Here is a 16,902-nt window from a genome sequence, read left to right as displayed (position 1 = left end):
CACCTTCTGCCGCCTCAAGGACTGGAGGCGTGTCGCGACACGATATGACAAGCTCATGATTAACTTCGCAGCAACCTGCTACATCGCCGCCATCGTCACATGGTGGATCAATTGAGTCTGGACCCTAGTGGACCTTTTGATTCCGACATTTGCTCAGCGCTCATATCCGAGGGATGCAAATGTCGGAATCAGACCAATAGTCAGGCCCGGAGCGTCCGGCCGACCGAACGATAATCAAGGCCGGTGCCTGCAATGTCTTCTGCCTTGTAGACATTGCGCAGATCGATCAGAACATTTCCGGCCATGACATTGGCCACCCGTTTCAGATCGAGCGCGCGATAAGCGTTCCATTCGGTCAGCAGGGCAACAACACCTGCGCCCTTCGCCGCTTCATAGGCCGAATTGCACCAGATAACATTGGGCAGCACCGCCCTGGCAGCGTCCATGGCTTCAGGATCATGCGCCTGAACCTTGATCCCTGCCTTCTGAATGGCCGCGATAATGTCGAGCGCAGGAGACTCGCGGATATCATCGGTGTTCGGCTTGAAGGCGACGCCCAGAACAGCAACCGTATCCGCACCGTTTTGCTTGGCAGCAGTCACGATCCGTTCGGCCATCAACTGTTTGCGTGTTTCATTGACTGCAATCACCTGCTCGATCAGCGATTGCGGCGCAGCATATTTCTTGCCGGTTGCAGCGAAGGCACGTGTGTCTTTGGGGAAGCACGAACCACCGAAGCCCGGACCGGCATGCAGGAATTTCGAGCCGATGCGATTGTCCATACCAATGGCGCGCGCAACTTCCTGCACATTGCCGCCAGTCTTCTCGCAAAGGTCGGCAACCTCGTTGATGAATGTTACCTTCATGGCCAGAAAGGCATTGGCCGCATATTTGATGATTTCCGCATTTTCCAACGACGTGACGACCATCGGCGTTTCACGCAGGTAAAGCGGACGATAGAGGCGCTGCATCGCAGTTCTGCCGCGCTCGTCTTCCACTCCGACGACAACACGGTCGGGTCGCATGAAATCCTCGATTGCCGAGCCTTCCCGCAGGAATTCCGGATTGGACACCATCGAGAATGACACCCCCGGATTGGCCGCCTTGATGCGGTCGCGTATGCGCGCATTGGTGCCGACCACGACCGTCGACTTGATAACGACCACGGCACCGGGCTTCATGGCGGCGGCAATTTCATCCGCAGCCGCTTCAATATATTGCAGGTCCGCCTCGCCATCACCGCGACGGGATGGCGTGCCGACAGCGATGAAGATGACGTCGGCGTCCGCGACACTTGCCGGAAGATCGGTACTGAACTCCAGCCGGCCATCGCGAATATTGCGGGTCATCAGTTCATCGAGCCCCGGTTCGAAGATGGTGACCTTCCCGGCCTTCAGCCGTTCGATGATCGATGGGTTCTTGTCAACGCAGGTGACGTGAAAGCCGAATTCGGCAAAACACACACCCGAAACCAGACCCACGTAGCCCGTTCCGATCATCGCCAGCTTCATATGTTCAGTCCTTCAGTTTGCCTTCGCGAGAGCCTGTTGAGCTTCCCGGCCCCGGTTTGCCGGAAATGACGGCGTTAGAGAACCGGGAAGCCGTTCACTTAAAGTTACATGCAGACCGGAAGCGTCAAACAACTCCATTTGCAGGCAGCCAGAACCGAAATATCGGCAGGCTTACAGCCATTTGTCGTAGTCGGACACCAGGAGATGTAGCGGCTTCTCGTTTTCTTCGATATTCGAAAAACGGCCGATCGGCTCGCGGAAAATATTATCCGTCAGATCGTCGTTGACAGTCGAAACCTCGCCAATCAGCACATCGCCGCCCTCGCCCCAGAAAGCATGCCAGTTGCCGGGCAGCAGCGTCACGCTTTCGCCCGGTTGCAGCTTCAGATGAGCACCAGCCTTCTGCGTCACAAGGCGTCCATCGGTTGCGACAGTCACGTCGGTTTCTTCATCCACACTGCCATCCGGCAGCGAGTTGAACAGTTCCAGCACCAGTGTGCCGCCACCACGATTGATGATGTCTTCGGCCTTCACCACATGGCGGTGCATCGGAGAAAGCTGGTTCTTGCGCGAGATCATGATCTTTTCAGCATAAAGCATGCCGCCGCCGCGCTTGAGGTCCTCGGCATTGCCATTTCGCGTGGTGAAGAGAAACAGGCCGAGATCGGCAAATTTGCCCTGCCCGTAGTCGGTGATATCCCAGCCAAGGCGCGCGTCGCGAATAGCATGCGCATCCGAAGAGGTCCGCGCCTTCAATTCCTCGGGCGACCAGTAAGCAAAAGGCGGCATGACATAGCCGAAAGAGCGAATGAAAGCGTCGCTTTCGCGGATGATTTCGTTGATTTCAGAACGTTTCATGGCCACCGAGCCTCCCATGGAATGAAACAGATTGGGACGTGGTAGACGTGGTAACTGGCTTTTAAACCAATTTGCAATCCCGGAAACGCTCCGAAGGCGGTTGTAACACACATTTGCGACGATCCGATCACGCCGCAAAAGCGACATTTTGGCGTGTCGTCTTTACGCGAAAACCATGTCGCATCCCAATGCGCGTTTAGAATAGTTCAGTGATTGAATCAGAATAACGGAAGCCAGTTCACAGACCTCGGGAGATGTGGGCAAGCCATTGAGATAACGGGATAAGCCGTGCTTCCGGAAGACAAAGGGAACACCGGATCGAGCCATAGTCGCTGGGAGAACAGCAGAAGGCAGATCCAAGATGGAAAGCAAGGGTTCAATTCTATGGACGTTCGCAACGAAATGCTGGGGCTGTTGACCGGGCGCGACCCCAATTTCAGCCTGGAGCAAAAATTCTACACCGATCCAGAATATCACAAGCTGGATCTGGAGAATATTTTCTACAAGGACTGGCTGTTTGTCGGCCATGATTGCGAGCTGCCGAAGACCGGTTCCTATATGACCGTACAAATCGGCGCGTATCCGGTCGTCATCGTTCGCGATGCGCAGGGCGGCATTCGCGCTTTCCACAATTCCTGCCGCCATCGCGGCTCGCGCATTTGCGCTGCTGAAAAGGGAACCGCGGCAAAGCTCGTATGCCCTTATCACCAGTGGACCTATGAGCTGGACGGACGCCTGCTCTTCGCGCGTCAGGTCGGCCCTGACTTCAAGCCAGCCGAATACGGCCTGAAGCCGGTTCATTGCGAAACCGTCGCCGGCTATATCTATGTCTGCGTCGCCGATGAAGCCCCCGACTTCGGTGCTTTCCGCAATCTGGTCGAACCCTATCTCGCACCGCACAATATCAAGGACGCAAAGGTCGCTTTCGAAAGCTCGATCATCGAAAAGGGCAACTGGAAGCTCGTCTGGGAAAACAACCGTGAGTGCTATCACTGCGCCGCGAACCATCCGGAACTCTGCCGCACCTATCCGGAAGCTCCTTCGGCAACCGGCGTGCAGGGCGTGATGGAAGATCCTGAGATCAACCAGCTCTGGAAGAATTGCGCCAGCGTCGGCCTGCCCGCAGAATTCAACATGTCCGAGGATGGACGCTATCGCATCACCCGCATTCCGCTTCTGCGCGACGCGGTGAGCTACACCATGTCCGGCAAGGCGGCCGTCAAGAAGCCTTTGAGCGATCAGGTGGCTGGCAACACGAATATCGGCGCAATGCTGCTGTTCAATTATCCGTCGACCTGGAACCATCTGATGGCGGATCATGCGATTTCCTTCCGCGTTCTGCCGATCAGCGCCGAGGAAACGCTTGTCACCACCAAATGGCTCGTTCACAAGGATGCCGTCGAAGGCGTGGATTACGATCTCGATGAACTGACCCATGTCTGGATCCAGACCAATGACCAGGACCGGCAGATCGTCGAAGAAAACGCGGTTGGCATTCGCTCGCCCGCTTATCAGCCTGGCCCCTACTCGGTCGAACATGAAGGCGGCGTGATGCAGTTCCTCGAATGGTATACCAACACCATTACGCCGCGCCTGCGTGGCGAAGCGGCAAAGCTCAGCCGCGTCGCCTGATTACTGAAATGCAGTTGAAGAAGTGAGAAGGCCATGCAGCCTCTGAAATATCTGGACGAGATGCTGCCGTGGAACGACAGGTTGCAGATGCTGGAATGCATCTCGGCCATCGAAGAAGCGCCAGACGTCATGACCTTCTCCTTCAAGACCGCCGAGGACAACTGGTTTCGCTATACGCCGGGCCAGTTCGTCACTCTGGAACTGCCTATTGAACGGGCTGACGGTTTGGGGCCGGTGCTACGGACCTATACGCTTTCCTCGACCCCGTCCCGTCCCTACCATATCTCCGTCACCGTAAAGGCGCAGAAGGACAGTATCGGCACGCGCTGGATGCTCGACAATCTGCGTCCGCCGATGAAGATCAAGGCTTACGGGCCGAACGGCGATTTCTCGCTTGCCAACCATCCGGGCGAAAAATATCTCTTCGTCTCCGCCGGTTCCGGCATCACGCCAATGGTCTCCATGACGCGTTGGCTCTTCGACTGCGCACCGGCAACCGACGTCGCCTTCATCAATTGCGCGCGCACGCCGGATGACATCATTTTCCGCCGTGAACTTGAATTGCTTGCCGGTCGCATGGAAGCCATGCATGTGGCCTTCATTGTCGAGCAATCATCGGCACGCCATGTCTGGCCGGGCCTGCATGGGCGCATCGACCGTGCCCGGCTTGAACTGCTAGCGCCCGATTTCCTGCATCGCAAGGTGTTCTGCTGTGGACCGGAACCGTTCATGAACGGTGTACGCGGCCTGCTGGAAGACGCTGGCTTCAACATGGCCAACTACCATCAGGAGAGCTTTAATCCGGCCAGCGAGATTTCGTCGGTTCCGGTGCCATCCACGCTCTCCGAACCGGCGAGCACTGCGGCAGCACCCGCCGCCCCGGCTATTGCTGCGGCCAGCGTTGTCTTCAGCCTCTCCGGCGTGGAAGTCGAATGCACGGAAAACGACACGATCCTGCTTGCCGCCCGCAATGGCGGCCTCAAGATTCCGAGCGCCTGCGAGTTCGGAATCTGTGGCACCTGCAAGGTGAAGTGCCTCGGCGGCGAAACCGAAATGAACCACAATGGCGGCATTCGCGACGATGAAATCGCCGAGGGCTATATCCTCGCCTGCTGCAGCCGCCCGCGCGGTCGCGTGGAGATTGACGCCTGATTGAATCGCATTCCGAAAAGTTTTCGGAACAAGATTACAATCTAAAAAGTCAGGCTTTCTTCAGGAATTCGGTTCGCAGAACCAGTCCCTTGACCTGCTTGGTGCTGCAATCGACTTCGTCCGGATTTCCGGTAAGGCGAATGCCCTTGACCAGCGTTCCTCGCTTCAGCGTCGTGGAGGTGCCCTTGACCTTCAAGTCCTTGATGAGCGTGACGGAATCGCCGTCGTTCAACTGAGTGCCATTGCTGTCGCGGACGATTACGTCTGTCATGATCGCTTCCTGTCTGGTTCCTGATTGGAATCGTCCGTAGCACTGTTCCCGATGTTATACCAGAACGCGGCTTATTGCTGGTCTCACGAACTCTGTCTGGCTATAGTCGGTTATGAAATAAGCAAAGCGAGTATTCCATGATCAGTCATGCACTTGTGGTTGTCGACGTCCAGAATGATTTTTGCCCCGGCGGTGCGCTGGCGGTTGATCGCGGCGACGAAATCATTCCCACCGTCAACCGACTGATCAATGAAAGCGAACACGTCATCCTCACGCAGGACTGGCACCCCGCCAATCATTCAAGCTTCGCCTCGACTCATGCCCACGCCAAGCCTTTCGATACGATCGAAATGGCCTATGGCCTGCAGACGCTTTGGCCCGACCATTGCGTGCAAGGCAGTCATGGCGCGGATTTTCACGCTGACCTGCAATGGACGCGGGCACAACTCGTCATTCGCAAAGGCTTTCGCATCGGCATAGACAGCTATTCGACATTCTTCGAAAACGACCATAAAACGCCGACCGGTCTTGGCGGATATTTGCGCGAACGCGATATCGGTTCGCTCACACTGGTCGGGCTGGCCACCGACTTCTGCGTCGCTTATTCGGCGCTCGACGCCGTTGCAGAAGGCTTTCAGGTGCGGGTCCGTCTGGATGCATGCCGTGGCATCAACCTCAACGGCTCGATGGACATCATGCTGCAAAAAATGAAACAGGCTGGCGTCGAATTGATCGACGAGCCTGCCTCAACATCGCATCTACTCTAACTCGCCGTCCGGCATAGCGACAAAGATCAGCACCGCAATAATGGTGATGAAGAACCGGAACGCGGATTCAATCCCGTTCCAGGTTTGCGACATCCACATGCCGAACCATTCCCCGCCGACCGACATGAAGCCGACCTGCCAGACCAGAAAGCCGAGCGCGAGACCGGCAATGGCCCATTTCTTGGAGCGGTTGAAACTCACGGCCCGGTCGGTCAGACGGCCAAGCATGGCAAAGGCCCCGATCCAGCACAGGATCGCCGTTAGCGTTTCCGCCGCAATGATGAGAATATAGGCTGCATTATGCAGCATCGGATTATCGATGGCGCGATATTTGATCGTGGCATCGGGAAAGATCGTGTCCATCATCAGAACATGCTGCACAAACCCGAAATTGGTGTCGTAATCGGTGATGTTACCGAATGAAACCAGCGTTGCGAAAAAGGCTATCGCCGCCACAAAGGCGGTTTTGCTCAAACGTGTTACGACCATGGAAATCCCCTTTCCCCGAATTGCCCGCAGCGTGCCGATCATGATCCCTGAAAACGATCTGCGGCATGAAAGCGATGTCACTCGCCTCCGGTAATCGTCCTCAACTCCGGCGATTCGGTCAAGGCCAACAAAAAGGGCAGCCGAAGCTGCCCCTGTGATCCAACGACACTGCGCACGTTTAATGCCCTGTGACCTCTTCGGCTTCTTCCTGCCAGTTCGGATTGAGCCGGTTGTAGCGCAGCGAAGACATGAACGAGAGACCAATCAAAGCCGCACCGATAAGGCCTGTAATGACTTCCGGGATATGTACCAGCGTCTGGACATACATGATGACCGCCAGAACCAGGATCGCATAGAACGCGCCGTGTTCGAGATAACGGTACTGGCCGAGCGTCTTGCGCTCGACAAGCATGATGGTGAGCGAACGCACATAGAATGCGCCGATACCAAGACCAATGGCGATGATGAACAGGTTCGTGGTCAGCGCGAACGCGCCGATAACACCGTCGAACGAGAAGCTGGCATCCAGCACTTCAAGATAGATGAAGGCGCCCAGGCCACCGCGATGAACCATATCCATCTGCTCCTGCGTCGCATCCAGAACCTCGCCCAGTCCTTCGACAGCGAGGAAGGTCAGAAGACCGAACAGGGCCGCAATCAGGAATGTGTGCGAATGCTCGGCATCCAGTTGATAGGAGAAGAAGATGATGAGAGCGATTGCGACACCGATCTCCACCCCCTGCACCGAAGCGAACTTCGACATGCGGCTTTCGATGGCCTTGATCCAGTGCACATCCTTCTCGACATCGAAGAAATACTTCATGCCGACCATCAGCAGAAACGTACCGCCAAAGGCCGCGATACCCGTATGCGAATCCGCAATCACGCGGGCATATTCGTCCGGCTGCCAGATCGCAAGTTTCAGTGCCGAGATCGGATCGGTCCACATGGCAACCGCAACGATAGCCAGCGGGAAAATGATGCGCATGCCGAAAACGGCAATCACGATGCCCCAGGTCAGGAAGCGATGCTGCCATTCCGGCGTCATGTCGCGCAGGATGCGCGCATTGACGATGGCGTTATCGAAAGAAAGCGAAATTTCGAGAACGCTCAGAACCGCACAGATGATGAAGACGGAGACCATTCCCCCAAAGGTGCCGGTCATTTCGTAGCCGAGCCAGAGAGCACCTGCGAGACCCAATACGGTGAAAACCATGGGCCAGATAAAGTATCGAAGAGTGGCCATTGCAAACCATCGAATTATTATTGTTATCAAACGGAAACAGGCACTGGTCGCTACAGCGCTACTTCCCGCGAAGCGAAATCCGCTTCCCGTCGCACGCTCTACCTGACCACTGCTCTTCCCGCCAAGGCGTATCGGCTATGTAAGTAGGCCATCAGATGCAAACAAGAGAAAGCGTGGCAATAATTTGGCTTCTTTGCGGATTTGATGTGCTGAAATATTTCGTTACTATTCCGTGATACTAAAGTAGAACGACCGCATAATTCCAGCGGATCGCCCTCACAGTAAAATCTGCCAAAACGTCAGATTTGTACGAATTGTCACGTGGCAAAAACTTTACCTCAACATAAATTCATAGTGTGGGTGGCAAACCGCTATCGGTTGCGTGCCCTTCAGGAATAAGGGAATTCAACAAATGATTGCTCCGGAAGAGCTACAGCGACGAATAGAAAAAAGACTTGCCGAGAGCAGTTTTTCACAGCCGGAACTTCTGATCAGACGGGCGCATCGCATGGCACTTGATGGCAAGAACGGGTCGGCCTCGGTAGCCAACGCGCTGCTGAAGGAAGCCGGTTCGCAAATAGGTCTGCAGGAGCTTTCCGATATAATCGACCATAAGCCCTGGCTGCTCGAAACGATCATCAACGGCGTGGGCAAGAAGGGTGGCAACTCCGATCATCATTAGAGCATGCCTCCCGAAAATGGGAATCCGTTTCGGGATAAAGACATGCTTGAAAACAAACGGAGAGAGCATTTCCAGCATTTGTCTTTCGTAATAACTGCAAGGGGAGAACCAGACGATGATAACCGGACCTCAATGCCGTGCAGCCAGAGCCCTCGTGGAATTCTCGCGCGACCGTTTGGCTCAACTATCCGGCATCGACGCTGCGACAATCGAGCAATTTGAACGCAAGCTCGGCACGCCATCGGACGAACAGACAGCGGCATTGACCGAAGCACTGGAAAAAGCCGGAGCGCTGTTCATCCCGGAAAACGGCGGTGGTGCTGGCGTACGCCTGAAATTCAACCGGTCGGAAACGCGGCGCATCGCCAACCTGGAAAATGAAGGCGGCCCGACTGCTTCCGACGACGTGCCGTAGCAGAGGCCGTCCTTTCAAGGGTTCACCCTGAAAGCGACGGTACAAACATATAGAGCGCCGATCCGGTTCAATCAGATCGGGGCTCCAAGCTTTCAATTCCCGAAAAGACTTACTTGTCGGTCAGCGCCGGAGGGTCCAGCCGCGGCTGCATCTTGATCGTCACCATGTCCTTGGCATCAAGATCATAATCCTTGAACGCCGCGCCACGCAGAACCTGATCATCATAGGTCTTCACGTAGTAAGTCATGTTTTTCATGTCAGCAATGGTCGTCCACTGCGTGTATTCAAGCGGTGCTCCGGGTTCCACAATCCAGCCTTTGGGAATGTCGAAATTATTGGCGATATGCTCTGCCAGACGAACGCTTTGCGTACCACTCGGCACCTTGGCTGCCGACAGGACGAAAGCCGTTGCGCGAACGAACCTTGACGGAGGCGTCGTATCACCGGGGACGCCCAGCATACCGGAACCTTCGCCCAACGGCTTGAACGTAGCACCGTTGACCGTAAGAGGCTTGTTGTTGTCTGGCGACAGGTGAACGTAATTGCGCAGATTGGTCATATGCCAGTCGAAGGGAGGCGAATTCGTCATCACGCCGAGCGGATTGTCATAAACCTTCAGCTTGCCATCAACGGGCTCGATGACGATCGATGCACCGGTCGCATCGTGCAGCGTATAATGAACTGGCGGCGCAAAGCCCATATTGGGTTGTTTGACATCGATCACGGCAATGCTGGCAAGCGCATCCTTCACTTCGGCTACAGTCGAGAAATTGGTCAGCGCCCAGCTCAACACATCCCACGGGGCGAGACTGTCTTCAGCCTTTGCTGTGGAAGGGTCCTGAAACTTGGCGAAATCCGGGAAATAGAGAATTCCGCCAGCAAGCCCCTTTTCATTCATGCCATCCGTCAGAGCCGGGATGCCAAAAGCGTTCATGCCGATCACGGCATATTTGCTCTTCCACTGCTTGCCGGGCTTCGCATCGGCAGCAGTTGCCGTGAAAGCATAGTTTCGCGGAACGACAATCATATCGGACTTGAGTTCGAACGCGAATTCCATCGTGCGCCCGTAGACCATGCCGCCGTCGCTCGTCGGGAGAACGAAGCTGGTGCATGCGGATGCTGCCTGAGGAGCGATCAGAGCTGCTGCGATGAGAGCCGTTGCGGCGCCCCGCGCAAACATCCGGCGCGACGACTTCCAGATAGACTGTTTCGTTTTCATGATGACCTCGTTACTCCACGATTTGTCATTTTTAAAATTGCCAAACTAACTTCCCCACCTCGCCTCGAAGAGGACGGAGGTGCGGCTCCCATCGCAAATAAATGGCTACCCCCAATGAAAGTCAACAGAACAAACCTTAATATAAGTATCAATTTCCAGTTTATTTCCCCGAATGATTAACATATATATGGAGAAAGATTTGAATCTAATGTATTATCGAAATTGCTAATACATAACCGAGGGGGTTTTTTCGGTGAAAGACGGAAGATCACGTAACCATAGCGGGAATTTACTGCTAAAAGTTGCCAGAAGTATTATATTAGCATCAACTGTTTTAATAGGCGCATCAGCAGTATCGCTGGCCGCAGATGCAGTAACGCCACAACCAGAAATTCAGGATCAGCAGCGCTGGCGCGTGGTCGTCAGCCCTTATCTCTGGGGTGCATCGCTCAACGGTAGTGCCGGACTGCTCGGGCACAGCACCGATGTGCATATGCCGTTCAGTGAGATTCTCGACAATCTCGATATGGGCCTCATGGGCAATGTCGATATCAGCAACGGAACGGTTGGCTTTTTCATAGACGGACAGTACGTCAAGACCAGTCAGAAGGAGAGCCTTCGCGACAACGAGCTTGCGCTCGACATCAAGACGACGAGCCTGTCAGGCGGTGCTTACTATCGTATCTATGAACAGCAGCTCGAAGGAACGACACTCTTCGGAAACCAGCGCGTTTTCGCGATTGAACCGACAGTCGGCGTTCGCTGGACAAAGCTGGAAGCCGGGCTGGAAGTTGGCCGTTTCAGCGGATCGCGCAAGGTGGAATGGACTGATCCATTCGTCGGTACGCGCGTCTTCTATGACATCAATGACCGGTGGAACATTTTCGCGGAAGCCGACATCGGCGGTTTCGGGGCTGGAACCAAACTCAGCGCCAACGGTCAGATTTATCTCGGTTACCGCACGCTCGTCTTTGACGTCCCGACAACATTTCGCGTCGGCTATCGGGCGCTCTATCAGGATTACAAAGACAGCGATACGGTCGAGAAGTTCAAATATGACGTGACCCAGCATGGGCCGGTCGTCGGTTTCTCCGTCTCGTTCTAATTCGCGACAAAATTATTTTCATTTGTTTGGCCCGCCGGCAAAACCGGCGGGCTTTTGTTATTCATGCCCGTTGATCCGTTCTAAAGCACATCCCGAAAAGGGTGAAACAGCTTTCGAATAAGATGTGCGTAAAAACAAAAAGTTAGAGCCCGATCTGTTTCAATCAGATCGAAACGCACTCTAAGTAAAATTCAACTACTTCCGATAATAATAGGTTCGATATCAAGTGGGGGGATGAATGACTTATATCTTCGAGTTGCCGATCTATCTTTCTTTTGCAGCCTTCGCGATACTCGGAATTGTGTTCTATGCAGTTGGGCGTTTCGCGCTCGACATGCTGTCCAGGCATGCAGCCAGCGACGTCCTATCTATTCCGATCGGTGCGTTTATCAGCACCATTGCAACGGCCTGGGCCTTATCGCTCGGCTTTGTCGCCGCCGATATCTGGAGCGTCAATTCCCGGGCTGATCAGGCGATCAGCGAAGAACGTTCCGCCATTTCCCGCCTGATCGGAACCTCCCATACAGACATATTGAACGCGCCCGAACTTACGGCGGCTCTTACCGGCTATCGCCTTGCCGTCATCGACGACGAATGGCGCGATAAGATCAATGTCGAGCCGGCGGGTTCCGTCGAAACCGCGCTGCAGAACATAAGACGCGAGATCATCAATCTGGCGCGCACCGACGTACCCTCACCTGTTATCTCGCAGCTTATCAACGACTTCGATGAGTTGCAGGACGCACGCAATACGCGCCTGGCCGTCGGATCGACCTCAATCGACTATTACAAATGGTATCTCGTGCTCTCGCTGACATTTCTGACAGCAATAACCATCGCCGCCACCCATGCGGACCGCGTGCGGGCTGGCGTGAAGGCGCTCGTCATCTATTCGCTCACTGCCTCTTTCTGTCTCTGGATTCTTGCAATCCATGCCAATCCCTATCAGGGGCTGGAACGCCTTGAACCGTCGCTCCTTTTCACCAGCCACAAGCACGGTTAAGATGCCGGGAGATTCGATCTATTTTATCTTGCTGAAATTGCAGGAAAATCTCTTAAGAGAGCATCCCGAAAAATGTGAAACGGTCTTCGGACAAGATGCGGTGTTCAAAACAAACAGTTGGAATGCGGAGCAGCGATTTGATGAAACTGCTGGGCGCTGGTGCCCTCATAGGTTTAGTGTTGCCGGTCGGACAGGCTTCGGCGCAGACCTTCAGCGTCTGCCACGGTTATGAATGCCATTATCGGACCAAGGTTACGCTGACTGCGAAGGACGAGCAGCGCATCCGAAACCTTCTGCACAATGGCAGTCGCAGCGCGGACGGCGAGCGGAAGGCATTGCGAACGGCAGTTGCGATCTTCGAGCAGCGCAGCACGGCCTTTATCGGCGTCCGGGACAAGCCGAGAATGCAGTTCGGCAAGGCCCGCATCAAGGGTCAGATGGATTGCATCGATGAATCGACCAATACCGATAACTTCCTGCGCTATCTGCAATCACGTGGCTGGCTGAAGCATCACACGGTCGCGCGCCGCACATCGCGCGGTGCCTTTTTCGACGGTCGTTATCCGCACTGGACTGCCGTCATCGAAGACAAACAGGGGCAGAAATGGGCCGTCGATTCCTGGTATGAGGCAGGCGGCGGACCGCCAGACATCATGCCGCTCCAGCAATGGAAGCAGCGCGGATATATGGGCGAGCGTTAAAACCCGCGCGCCTGCCTTTCCACTTATAGCCACTGCCTTATATCGCGTTGTGAGGGCATTCTGCTCGCGAGACTACCGGGCATCACAGAGGGGACGATCCATGCCGATTTTGAAACGGTCTTTTTCCAGCATCTGCACCACAGCACTCGTTGCAGGCAGCATGCTTGCCGCACCGATTGCCGAAGCCTGCACGCGTTTCGTTTATCACGGGGCCAGCGATCAGGTGATGACCGCCCGATCCATGGATTGGAAAGTGGATGTTGCAACCAATCTCTGGATTTTTCCACGCGGCATGAAACGTTCCGGCGAGGCGGGCAAGAACTCGCTCCAGTGGACGTCCAAATATGGCAGCGTCATCGCCTCCGGTTACGATATTTCCACGACAGACGGGCTGAATGAAGCTGGACTTTCCGTCGGCGCCCTGTGGCTGGTCGAATCCGAATATCCGAAATATGACGGTACCACGCCGGGCCTCAGCATCGCGGCATGGGCGCAATATGTGCTCGATAACTTTGCCACGGTCGATGAGGCGGTCAAAACGCTCCGCACAGAGCCTTTCACCATCGTGACGGACAAAGTCCCCGGCGAAGACAGGCTGGCCACGTTGCATCTGGCGATATCCGATTCTACTGGCGACAGCGCGGTCATCGAATATATCAACGGCAAGCAGGTGATCCATCACGGCAAGCAATATCAGGTGATGACCAACTCACCGACCTATGACGAGCAGCTGGCGCTCAACTCCTACTGGACCCAGATTGGCGGCACTGTCATGCTGCCCGGCACCAATCGCGCGTCTGATCGCTTCGCGCGCGCATCGTTCTACGTAAACGCCGTTCCAAAAACCGAAGACCCGGTCGAGTCGATTGCCAGTGTGTTCAGCGTCATCCGGAATACCTCGGTACCTTTTGGCTTGACGACACCGGACCAGCCGAACATTTCTTCGACGCGCTGGCGGACCGTGGCCGACCAGAAGCGCAAGCTCTATTTCTTCGAATCCGCTTTGACGCCCAATGTCTTCTGGATTGACCTGAAGGACATCGACTTTTCGCCAGAGACCGGCAAGGTCAAGAAACTAGACCTCGGCGTCAATCAGACCAACACCTTTAATGGTGTCGTCAACGACAGTTTCAAGGAAAGCGAGCCCTTCAAGTTCCTCGGTCTTTAAGCAGGTTCTGCAATTTTTAGCTGAACCAATCGCGCTCCGTTGCGTTAGTTAATCATAACCAACCCAGAACGGAGGACCAACCAATGGACTGGAATCGCGTTGAAGGAAACTGGAAACAGGCCAAGGGCAAGATCAAGGAACAGTGGGGTAAACTCACCGATGACGATCTCGACCAGATCAAGGGTCGGCGCGAGCAGTTGGAAGGCAAAATCCAGGAACGCTACGGCATAGAGAAGGACCGGGTGCGTTCCGATCTGGACGATTGGTATAATCGCCAGACCTGGCTTTCATAAAGCCGCATCCTTCAAGAGAAAGCCCTGCCAACTGGCAGGGCTTTTTTAATTGTTACCGGCAGCCATCCACACGCTGCAGAGATGCCGACAACCCCATCAGGGAAAACGTATAGCGGGTCTGCGTACCGCGTGCCGAGGTCGCCTGCACATTGAGCGTTTTGCCCGAGCGCATAGCGCGCATCAGCTTCGCCTCATCGGCAACATTTTCCGCCCAGGCGCGATTGCCTTCCGTGAAGAAGGGAAAGCGCGCGCCATCCACCATCACATTAACCGAACTATTGGCCTTAAGCTGATAACCCATCACCAATTGCGGGCTATATTGGCCATCTGCCTTGGAAATAATCACGAAATTGTCGCCATGCTGCACGCCGGTCGGATGAAAATTGATCGGCACAGTCAGGGCGTAACATTTGTTACCCGCAAGCTCGGTGTTCTGGTAAACGCCCCAATCGCGGAATTCACCCAAATAACTCGTCTTCGCTGAAGCCGCGAGAGAACTCGCCACCAACCCTGCCAATGCCAGCGCAACGGTGGTTGCATTTTTTCTCATCGCCCAAAACCTCCATTTTGTTGCCAGTTCACGTCACTTAAAAAATTGTTTCATTGCGTTACTATTTTCTTAACGAACTGCTAAAATTTGTTGAAAGTTTGCGATGAAAACGAAAATGCCGATCTGTCCAAACAGATCATCGTTCCACAGACATGATATATGAGAGAATATTGAGGCCGTTGCCGGACCGCAGATGAAACCGCTCGCATCGCTTAGTTTGTATAGCTGTTGCTAGCCTTAGATCGCCCTGCAAGCTGCATCGGTAAGAGCCATTATGCCCTCCTGTTGGAATCCAGATTTCCAATTCCAACGTTCATACCAACACCCCCACAGCCATGCGGTGAATGTCGGTGTCCCGTTAGCACGATCTGGAAATCTAAAGAACAGGAAATGGTGGGCCCGGAGGGACTCGAACCCCCAACCAAGCGGTTATGAGCCGCCGGCTCTAACCAATTGAGCTACAGGCCCCACGCATCCTTGCCCTACCCTAAAGAAAGCCGGGACACAAGCTGTCAAATGCATCAGTTGCCCTAATGCGCACATATTCAGTTGCGATGCATGCAACCTAGAGCATTTTCGGCAAAAGCGCGAAGCGGTTTTGCGTAGGATAATGCGATGAAACAAATAGTTAGAGCGGTTCCAGCGACTCCGCTTTAACTGGAACCGCGCTAGAACCACGGTCCTTCTGATTTGAACCGACAGTTGCAATTGGCACGCATTTCGAATCTGATATCGTTGGCTTCAGACAAGAGAGGGAACTTAAGAAATAAATGATTTCAAAGGCAAAGCGGCCAGCCACACCGGTGCAACCAGCTTTGCCAGAGCTGCCTCAACTTTCTCTACAGGAGATTTTATGAACAACCGCGCTACCACTCTTCTTGCAACCTCCTTTTCTGCAATCATGCTCGCAGGCGCCCTGACGCTGCCAGCGCTGGCACAGGAGAATCAGATGACGAAGCAGCCTGCGCGTATCGCCGTCACCGGCGAAGGCACCATGACCGCCTCGCCCGATATGGCCATCCTCAATCTCTCCGTATTGCGCGAGGCAAAGACCGCGCGCGAAGCCATGACCGCAAACAATGAAGCCATGGCGAAAGTACTCGAAGCCATGAAGAAAGCTGGCATTGAAGATCGCGATCTTCAGACCGGCGGCATCAGCATCCAGCCGCGCTATGTCTATCCGGACGACAAGAACGGCCTCAAAGAACCAAGCATCACCGGCTATACGGTTTCAAACAGCCTGACGGTTCGCGTGCGCGATCTGGCCAAGGTTGGCAACGTGCTTGACGAATCCGTCACGCTCGGCGTCAATCAGGGTGGCGATCTGAATTTCGTCAACGACAATCCGGCAGCCACGATCAATGAAGCGCGCAAGCGCGCCGTTGCCGACGCGATCGCCAAGGCGAAGACGCTTGCCGATGCTGCCGGTGTAGGTATCGGTCGCGTTGTCGAGATCAACGAGCAGAGCCGCCCACCCATGCCGATGCCGATCGCTCGCGCACAGTTCAAGACCATGGCTGCCGCAGCACCGGAAGATGCAGTGCCCGTTGCAGCAGGCGAAAACAGCTACAACGTTTCGGTCAATGTCGTTTTCGAAATCAAGGAATAACGGCAACTCAATTGGCAATAGCAAAGGGGCGCACCAGCGCCCCTTTTCTTTTGCCTGCGATAAAACAAAAGCAACGGTGTTAGGCGTCAAGCACCGTTGCGTTTGCGTCTCGCATTCTAGCATTTAGGATGATGATCATTTTACGCATGACGGCGACAAGTGCGACCTTTCCGGGCTTTCCTTGCTGCTTGAGACGCGTGAAGAATGCCTTCATGTCGGGATCGAAACGAA

General features: G+C 54.7%; 18 protein-coding genes, 1 tRNA gene and 2 pseudogenes. 12 read left to right on the top strand and 9 right to left on the bottom strand.

Annotated features, from left to right (window positions below):
* Positions 1–115 (top strand): annotated as a pseudogene (locus F9K91_RS24450) (IS5/IS1182 family transposase); the annotation flags it as partial.
* A gap of 85 nt (positions 116–200) precedes the next feature.
* Here F9K91_RS24450 and F9K91_RS24445 read toward each other — a convergent pair.
* Together F9K91_RS24445 and F9K91_RS24440 are read right to left on the bottom strand one after the other, a co-directional pair.
* On the bottom strand, positions 201–1,511 hold the full coding sequence (locus tag F9K91_RS24445; RefSeq protein WP_151653103.1) for a UDP-glucose dehydrogenase family protein: 1,311 nt from the start codon (positions 1,509–1,511) through the stop codon (positions 201–203).
* A gap of 171 nt (positions 1,512–1,682) precedes the next feature.
* The gene (locus F9K91_RS24440) at positions 1,683–2,369 is read right to left on the bottom strand and encodes a D-lyxose/D-mannose family sugar isomerase (RefSeq protein WP_109989518.1); all 687 of its coding nucleotides are present in this window, start codon (positions 2,367–2,369) and stop codon (positions 1,683–1,685) included.
* A 384-nt stretch (positions 2,370–2,753) separates the two neighbouring features.
* Between F9K91_RS24440 and F9K91_RS24435 the strand changes: the two genes are divergently transcribed.
* On the top strand, positions 2,754–4,001 hold the full coding sequence (locus tag F9K91_RS24435; protein WP_151643911.1) for an aromatic ring-hydroxylating oxygenase subunit alpha: 1,248 nt from the start codon (positions 2,754–2,756) through the stop codon (positions 3,999–4,001).
* A gap of 33 nt (positions 4,002–4,034) precedes the next feature.
* Positions 4,035–5,153, top strand: a complete 1,119-nt coding sequence (locus F9K91_RS24430; protein ID WP_151558303.1) for an FAD-binding oxidoreductase — start codon at positions 4,035–4,037, stop codon at positions 5,151–5,153.
* A gap of 49 nt (positions 5,154–5,202) precedes the next feature.
* On the opposite strand, the gene F9K91_RS24425 is transcribed toward F9K91_RS24430, so the two are convergent.
* A complete protein-coding gene (locus F9K91_RS24425) occupies positions 5,203–5,424 on the bottom strand; it encodes an alkylphosphonate utilization protein (RefSeq protein WP_010659694.1) in 222 nt (73 codons plus the stop codon).
* Between the two features lie 137 nt (positions 5,425–5,561).
* Here F9K91_RS24425 and pncA point away from each other — a divergent pair, with 137 nt between their 5' ends.
* On the top strand, positions 5,562–6,191 hold the full coding sequence (gene pncA, locus F9K91_RS24420; RefSeq protein WP_151678963.1) for a bifunctional nicotinamidase/pyrazinamidase: 630 nt from the start codon (positions 5,562–5,564) through the stop codon (positions 6,189–6,191).
* Here the strand turns inward: pncA and F9K91_RS24415 are convergent.
* On the bottom strand, positions 6,183–6,680 hold the full coding sequence (locus tag F9K91_RS24415; RefSeq protein ID WP_061345978.1) for a DUF2165 family protein: 498 nt from the start codon (positions 6,678–6,680) through the stop codon (positions 6,183–6,185). The genes pncA and F9K91_RS24415 overlap by 9 nt on opposite strands.
* Before the next feature lie 178 nt (positions 6,681–6,858).
* Positions 6,859–7,926 (bottom strand): DUF475 domain-containing protein, encoded by a 1,068-nt coding sequence (locus F9K91_RS24410; protein ID WP_151558206.1) that lies wholly within the window; start codon positions 7,924–7,926, stop codon positions 6,859–6,861.
* 412 nt (positions 7,927–8,338) lie between these two features.
* Here F9K91_RS24410 and F9K91_RS24405 point away from each other — a divergent pair, with 412 nt between their 5' ends.
* Together F9K91_RS24405 and F9K91_RS24400 are read left to right on the top strand one after the other, a co-directional pair.
* Positions 8,339–8,608, top strand: coding sequence for a hypothetical protein (locus tag F9K91_RS24405; RefSeq protein WP_151558209.1), 270 nt, complete (start codon positions 8,339–8,341; stop codon positions 8,606–8,608).
* A gap of 115 nt (positions 8,609–8,723) precedes the next feature.
* On the top strand, positions 8,724–9,023 hold the full coding sequence (locus F9K91_RS24400) for an XRE family transcriptional regulator (protein WP_151558211.1): 300 nt from the start codon (positions 8,724–8,726) through the stop codon (positions 9,021–9,023).
* Between the two features lie 109 nt (positions 9,024–9,132).
* Here the strand turns inward: F9K91_RS24400 and F9K91_RS24395 are convergent, their stop codons facing one another.
* Entirely contained in the window at positions 9,133–10,242 is a 1,110-nt protein-coding gene (locus tag F9K91_RS24395; protein ID WP_151558213.1) for a linear amide C-N hydrolase, read from the bottom strand.
* Positions 10,243–10,555: 313 nt separating this feature from the next.
* Between F9K91_RS24395 and F9K91_RS24390 the strand changes: the two genes are divergently transcribed.
* From F9K91_RS24390 to F9K91_RS24370, 5 genes are all read left to right on the top strand, one after another.
* Positions 10,556–11,347, top strand: a complete 792-nt coding sequence (locus F9K91_RS24390; RefSeq protein WP_412842204.1) for a hypothetical protein — start codon at positions 10,556–10,558, stop codon at positions 11,345–11,347.
* A gap of 238 nt (positions 11,348–11,585) precedes the next feature.
* Positions 11,586–12,350, top strand: a complete 765-nt coding sequence (locus tag F9K91_RS24385; RefSeq protein ID WP_061345972.1) for a bestrophin-like domain — start codon at positions 11,586–11,588, stop codon at positions 12,348–12,350.
* 140 nt (positions 12,351–12,490) lie between these two features.
* Complete coding sequence (locus tag F9K91_RS24380; protein WP_151558254.1) at positions 12,491–13,051, top strand: hypothetical protein; 561 nt, start codon at positions 12,491–12,493, stop codon at positions 13,049–13,051.
* Between the two features lie 100 nt (positions 13,052–13,151).
* Entirely contained in the window at positions 13,152–14,219 is a 1,068-nt protein-coding gene (locus tag F9K91_RS24375) for a linear amide C-N hydrolase (RefSeq protein WP_151558217.1), read from the top strand.
* A gap of 83 nt (positions 14,220–14,302) precedes the next feature.
* Positions 14,303–14,512 carry a CsbD family protein gene (locus tag F9K91_RS24370; protein WP_151558219.1) on the top strand — a complete coding sequence of 70 codons (210 nt, stop codon included), beginning with the start codon at positions 14,303–14,305 and terminating at the stop codon, positions 14,510–14,512.
* 52 nt (positions 14,513–14,564) lie between these two features.
* Here the strand turns inward: F9K91_RS24370 and F9K91_RS24365 are convergent, their stop codons facing one another.
* Together F9K91_RS24365 and F9K91_RS24360 are read right to left on the bottom strand one after the other, a co-directional pair.
* The gene (locus F9K91_RS24365; RefSeq protein WP_061345968.1) at positions 14,565–15,062 is read right to left on the bottom strand and encodes an invasion associated locus B family protein; all 498 of its coding nucleotides are present in this window, start codon (positions 15,060–15,062) and stop codon (positions 14,565–14,567) included.
* A gap of 391 nt (positions 15,063–15,453) precedes the next feature.
* A tRNA-Ile gene (locus tag F9K91_RS24360) sits at positions 15,454–15,530 on the bottom strand.
* A 385-nt stretch (positions 15,531–15,915) separates the two neighbouring features.
* On the opposite strand from F9K91_RS24360, the gene F9K91_RS24355 reads away from it, so the two are divergent.
* Entirely contained in the window at positions 15,916–16,671 is a 756-nt protein-coding gene (locus F9K91_RS24355; protein ID WP_061345967.1) for an SIMPL domain-containing protein, read from the top strand.
* Positions 16,672–16,750: 79 nt separating this feature from the next.
* On the opposite strand, the pseudogene F9K91_RS26485 reads toward F9K91_RS24355, so the two are convergent.
* Positions 16,751–16,902 (bottom strand): annotated as a pseudogene (locus F9K91_RS26485) (IS110 family transposase); the annotation flags it as partial.

Origin of the sequence: Brucella tritici, from assembly GCF_008932295.1 — a bacterium.
Lineage (GTDB): Bacteria > Pseudomonadota > Alphaproteobacteria > Rhizobiales > Rhizobiaceae > Brucella > Brucella tritici.
This window is presented reverse-complemented; position numbering and strand designations above follow the sequence as displayed.